Genomic DNA, 4,731 nt, shown 5'->3' with positions numbered 1-4,731 from the left:
GGCTCCATAAGCCGGATGTCCAGGCCGAACTAAACGAAGCAATTGCCTGGGCAGAAAAAAACTCGCCTAAGGATACAAACTTTGAGGAATTAGAAGCTCGGATCAAATGATGACCCAGAAAACAGATCAATGCATACGTTTGGATTTGAACAATCCTGTCTTTCAACGCCTGCTCTTCAATCTGTCCAAAAGCGATCAGCACAACACCCTCAATACTTTACGGAAATTGGCAAATATGACATGGCAACAGGTATATTCAGATCATGGTCTAAAATGGGAAGCTATCCTATCGCAAAAAGGTCCGGAAGGTAACAAGCTTTACAGTTTTCGAATCGGCGAGGGATTTCGGGGAATAGCATATCGTGACGGCTCATGGCTGCGCCTGTTGTCGTTACATCCTTATCATAATTCAGCTTATCAGTGATAGGGTCAGACAAGTACTCAAACAAGCAGCGCCTTTGCGTGAGCCCGTATTTGTCTTTAACCCTAGCTCCCTTTGCGCCTTAGCGTGAGATTGCTATGCCATTTTTTCACGGATGCGGTGTGATGGCGATAACCGTGATCCGGTTCTCCTCCGGTCCGTAATACCAGAAGACTCGATAGGCCGCAGGTGTGGATTGCTCGGCGTAGGCCTCAAAGACCTTCTCTCCCTGCGGTCCCTTGAGGCTGGTGAATTCGTGTGTCTGAAGGCTTGGATGTCTCGGGTTTTCCGACAGAAAACGAAGAGTCTTGCGCACAGCCCGAAGCCGCTTTTCAAGGCCCGTGTCTGCCTTCAGGCGGTCCCAGTGCTTCCTTGCCCGCTCCGTCAGGATAATCTCAAACAATCAGGGCTCCTTCAGTTCTTCGGGATCCAATCGGGAGACCTTCCCCTGCGAGGCGTCCCGCAGACCCTCCCGGACCTCGTTGTTTGCCTCCGGGTTTTGGAAAAGCCAGAGTTCCGAAGCGGGGATCTCGGCGATCGGCTGTAGCAGTACCTCGCCGCTGACGTTCCGATAGAGACGGATCCTTTTACAGCCTTTGAGGATTTCGCCGACGGTCAGGCGGTTCCGTTCATCGATGGTCCTCGTTCCGATCTCCTCAAAAGAATCAGTTACTTCCAAGATATTCTTCATAAGACACCCCCCTTCCGCAGATATATACAGGAACTCTCTTCCGGGGTCAAGGGGTAAAACCCATTTCGGGATAAGCCTCTCTTGCCTGTCCTTCTTTGCGTCCTTGGCGCCTTTGCGCCTTTGCGTGAGGTAATCTGTGGATCGGTCTTAAACTTTTGAATAATTTGTTTCATTTCTTATCTTCTTTCCCAGTCTGCGTCCATCTGCGTTCATCTGCGGCTGATTCTTATAGGTTCTTGACCTGTAGGTCCGGGAAACCCTTCGCTGATGAGCGGCTATCCCTGCCCCCTATTCCAAAAACTTCTCTTGACCGATAGCCTTAAAACCTGTATGATCCTGTCATACTGTTCTGGAGGTATCCCCATGAAAACAAAGAAAACGCGCTCAGCCGTGACAATCTCCATGCCGCAGGACATGGCTGAAGAATATGACAAGCTGGCTAAGAGGCTGGCAAAAAACAGGAGCGTGCTTTTCAGAGAAATGTTTCTAACTTACAAGAGACAGAATCTGAAAGAGGAGTTTCAAGAACTTCAGACATACGGCACAGCTCTGGCTCAAAAAAAAGGGATTTTCACAGAGTCTGATGTTGAAAAACTGGTTTTCGAAGGACGTTGATTTTGAAGGTCGTTTTTGACACCAACATCTACATCTCCGCCTTCGTCATACCCGGTGGCAATGCTGGAAAAGCGTACCTTCACGCCATCGATGGCGATTTCGAACTTTGCACCTCTGTTGCAATCCTTACTGAATTGGCCCGAAAATTGGACGAGAAGTTCGGTTGGGAGAAACAGAAAATTGCTCAGTTAATTACGTCCATCAGCAACCTGACAGTCGTCTTCAAAACCACACCTTGGCTAAAGGTAGTATCGGATGACTCGGATAATCGTATTTTAGAGTGCGCTATAAAAGCAGAAGCGGATTTTTTAGTCACCGGGGACAAGCATTTGCTTAAATTGAGAAATTACGGGAATTTTGAAATCATAAAATTATCAACTTTTCTCACGATACCTCGACAACCGTCCACTGAATAGTCCGATATTCCCTCCTCCGATATTCCCTCCTCCGATCTCCCGTCTCCTGTCTTTTCCTGCCCCCTGATCCCTGTCTTTTCCTGTCATCCTGTTTTCTAATCCTCTAATCTTCTATCTTTTTATCTTAGCGCCTTTGCGCCTTTGCGTGAGACCATCTTTTATCTCCCAATAACGACAATAAGGAAAGCCTGACCCCCAATATTACAGCTTTATATTTGTAGGGAAAGCATCTGACCGCATAGTCATCGATTTGTAAAGCAGGGGAACAATCACACTGACGTAAGCTAACGAATATGCCTTTTCTCAATCTGGAAATAGTTTCTCGAATTCCCTGGGATTTACAATCCTTATCCACTCATAATTCTTCAGAACCAGCAAGTCTTCATCCCCAGTAACAATGTAGTCTGCAACCGCGTCCTTGGCACAGGCAAGAATCAAGTCGTCATCCGAATCCCTACAGATGGGTGTAATTGAATCAGTTTGTCCAAGAATTTCCTGCGTTGCCTCAGAAAGAATAGTCAGTGCTTCGGACGTTTCATGAGGAGAGGTGGCAAACTTTTTCTTAAGGACACGCTTAAATTCTTGAAGTATGCCATCGCATAAAATCAGGTCGAAGTCCCGCCTGTGTGCCCGGACTATGAGCTTGGCGCAGATTCCCTCCGTGAGGAAGGCTGCGATAAGAACGTTCGTATCGAAAACTGCTTTCACGATACTGCCTTAAAGATATCCTCTTCGGTAATAACACCGGCAGCCTTAGCCTTGCTGGACAGTTTCTTTTTTATATTGCGGAACTTCGTTTCCCAAAGAAACAATCCTAAGGATTCTTTTACAATGTCGCTCTTGTTCCTGCCCATTGCTTTGGCCATGGCTTCAAGTTCCGCCGCCATGTTATCCGGCAAGCTTACTGACAAGACGGTCCTCATATTTTTTACCTCCTACACTACAATGCACTACATACATGATTGCGTCAAGCAGATTCCTTTAGACATCAAATGATATGCTACGGCCCTCGACAAAGCTCCTTACTGTGTTTGTATTTTGTGGACTTTCCCTTATATAATCCTCCACAGTGAGACCCCAATGTTTGTCAAAATTCCCGCGGTCAGCCCGGCAATAAAAAGTGCGTCTGCCGCGCCAGCACCACCAATATTATACGTGATAGCAACATTCTCTCTTTTCTGCATCCATGCTAACGGAACACGAGCTATATCCCCACCTATCAAACTGCCAACGAATGCAGAGATAAAAGCAATCTGAGGCGCCAACGAGAGATAGCCGCTATATTCGGTCCATAAGATACAAACAATACTGGATGCACACGTTATGACGACTAAGGGCACTATATTCATAAACACACCTTTACTTGTCAGACTGGCGCATAAAAGCCCTACTACCACTGCCGCCAGTACAGGTAATAACAATAAATGCCGCAAGGAAGGACAATACCAAAACAAACCACAAGACAAAAGCAGGGGCAAGACACAGCCCACAACATTAAGACGGATTTTTACATGAGGGAAAGGACTGAATATGGGGATGTTTATCACCGCCAGCAGAGCAATGGACAATAACATCAGAAGTTGATTATCCTTCACCCAATCCCCACAACATTGAGGAAAGACTTGTATCAGCCATCCCAACTGACTGAAGCAGTAGAATAGTGCCCATACTACGAGATAAATGCTTGAGATCAGCAGTGTGCGTATCAACTCGGTACCTTATCTTCCAATATAACCTTATACTTCCAGCTATATCCAGAAAGTTTTTACATTGTACTCATAAATGTTGTTATCTTTTGCTACAAGAGAGCAATTATTTTGATTAGCTTGGGCAATTAATAGCCTATCAAATGGATCTTTGTGATAATCAGGAAGCTGGGTGGAATCAATCATTTCGGAAGCAGAAGGTTCAATCATTTGTATATTTGTATTGTTTATTATTTCGTTTTTCCATGCAGTTACGTTTGATATTGATATCCTGTCCTTTTTCACCAACAAAGCAATCTCCCAGAACGATATAGAAGAAATATAAAGACGGCCCTTTTTGGCCTGGTTATCAAAAAAGGTTATAAACCTTTCCGAGACTGATATTTTATTATTCAAGAAAATTAGAGCATGGGTATCAAATAGATAGGTCTCCTTTTTCACACATATTCCTCCCAGATATTCTCAACAGGTTTGATAAGCTCTTCGGGTGCAACCATAATCTGAGGTTTAATAGTCATTTTGTCTCGCCAGTCTGTTTGGTGTGTGGGTACCAAACGGGCAACTTCTTCTTTATTTCTCTGGATTATTACGGTTTCTCCCTTTGATGCCATGTTTAAATAATCGAACAGATTATTTCTTAATTTGGTTGCAGATACTTTAATCATTGCTGAATGCCCCTTCCTTATTTTTAGGCATATGACCACGATCATCATTCTATGTACATGATCCTATATCACTAACAATCTATTGTCAAATCTAAATCAATCCCTTGTCCTTCAATATTCCTTTCGCTTCCTGCCCCGACATCTTCAGGTAAATAGCCGTGGTTGTCAGCGCTGAATGACCGAGAAGGTCCTGCACGACCGTTACCGGCACACCCGC

At 44.9% G+C, this 4,731-nt stretch carries 10 protein-coding genes; 3 read left to right on the top strand and 7 right to left on the bottom strand.

Annotated features, from left to right (window positions below):
* Window positions 1-106: 106 nt before the first annotated feature.
* Entirely contained in the window at window positions 107-424 is a 318-nt protein-coding gene (locus Q7J27_01295; GenBank protein MDO9527774.1) for a hypothetical protein, read from the top strand.
* Window positions 425-530: 106 nt separating this feature from the next.
* Here Q7J27_01295 and Q7J27_01290 read toward each other — a convergent pair whose 3' ends face one another.
* On the bottom strand, window positions 531-737 hold the full coding sequence (locus Q7J27_01290) for a hypothetical protein (GenBank protein ID MDO9527773.1): 207 nt from the start codon (window positions 735-737) through the stop codon (window positions 531-533).
* 87 nt (window positions 738-824) lie between these two features.
* The gene (locus Q7J27_01285) at window positions 825-1,112 is read right to left on the bottom strand and encodes a hypothetical protein (protein ID MDO9527772.1); all 288 of its coding nucleotides are present in this window, start codon (window positions 1,110-1,112) and stop codon (window positions 825-827) included.
* 363 nt (window positions 1,113-1,475) lie between these two features.
* Between Q7J27_01285 and Q7J27_01280 the strand changes: the two genes are divergently transcribed.
* Both Q7J27_01280 and Q7J27_01275 read left to right on the top strand, forming a co-directional pair.
* A complete protein-coding gene (locus Q7J27_01280) occupies window positions 1,476-1,727 on the top strand; it encodes a ribbon-helix-helix domain-containing protein (protein MDO9527771.1) in 252 nt (83 codons plus the stop codon).
* A 2-nt stretch (window positions 1,728-1,729) separates the two neighbouring features.
* The gene (locus Q7J27_01275) at window positions 1,730-2,143 is read left to right on the top strand and encodes a putative toxin-antitoxin system toxin component, PIN family (GenBank protein MDO9527770.1); all 414 of its coding nucleotides are present in this window, start codon (window positions 1,730-1,732) and stop codon (window positions 2,141-2,143) included.
* Window positions 2,144-2,446: 303 nt separating this feature from the next.
* Here the strand turns inward: Q7J27_01275 and Q7J27_01270 are convergent, their stop codons facing one another.
* From Q7J27_01270 to Q7J27_01250, 5 genes are all read right to left on the bottom strand, one after another.
* On the bottom strand, window positions 2,447-2,851 hold the full coding sequence (locus tag Q7J27_01270; protein ID MDO9527769.1) for a putative toxin-antitoxin system toxin component, PIN family: 405 nt from the start codon (window positions 2,849-2,851) through the stop codon (window positions 2,447-2,449).
* Window positions 2,848-3,066, bottom strand: a complete 219-nt coding sequence (locus Q7J27_01265) for a ribbon-helix-helix protein, CopG family (GenBank protein ID MDO9527768.1) — start codon at window positions 3,064-3,066, stop codon at window positions 2,848-2,850. The genes Q7J27_01270 and Q7J27_01265 overlap by 4 nt, the downstream gene beginning before the upstream one ends.
* A gap of 129 nt (window positions 3,067-3,195) precedes the next feature.
* Complete coding sequence (locus Q7J27_01260; GenBank protein ID MDO9527767.1) at window positions 3,196-3,738, bottom strand: DUF1614 domain-containing protein; 543 nt, start codon at window positions 3,736-3,738, stop codon at window positions 3,196-3,198.
* A 153-nt stretch (window positions 3,739-3,891) separates the two neighbouring features.
* Window positions 3,892-4,290, bottom strand: coding sequence for a type II toxin-antitoxin system VapC family toxin (locus Q7J27_01255; protein MDO9527766.1), 399 nt, complete (start codon window positions 4,288-4,290; stop codon window positions 3,892-3,894).
* Window positions 4,287-4,514: a type II toxin-antitoxin system prevent-host-death family antitoxin gene (locus Q7J27_01250; GenBank protein ID MDO9527765.1), complete on the bottom strand. Its 228-nt coding sequence runs from the start codon at window positions 4,512-4,514 to the stop codon at window positions 4,287-4,289. The genes Q7J27_01255 and Q7J27_01250 overlap by 4 nt, the downstream gene beginning before the upstream one ends.
* Window positions 4,515-4,731: the final 217 nt, after the last annotated feature.

Source organism: Syntrophales bacterium, assembly GCA_030655775.1.
Classification (GTDB): Bacteria; Desulfobacterota; Syntrophia; order Syntrophales; family JADFWA01; genus JAUSPI01.
The sequence above is the reverse complement of the archived record's forward strand: the minus strand, read 5'-3'. Positions and strand labels throughout refer to the sequence as shown.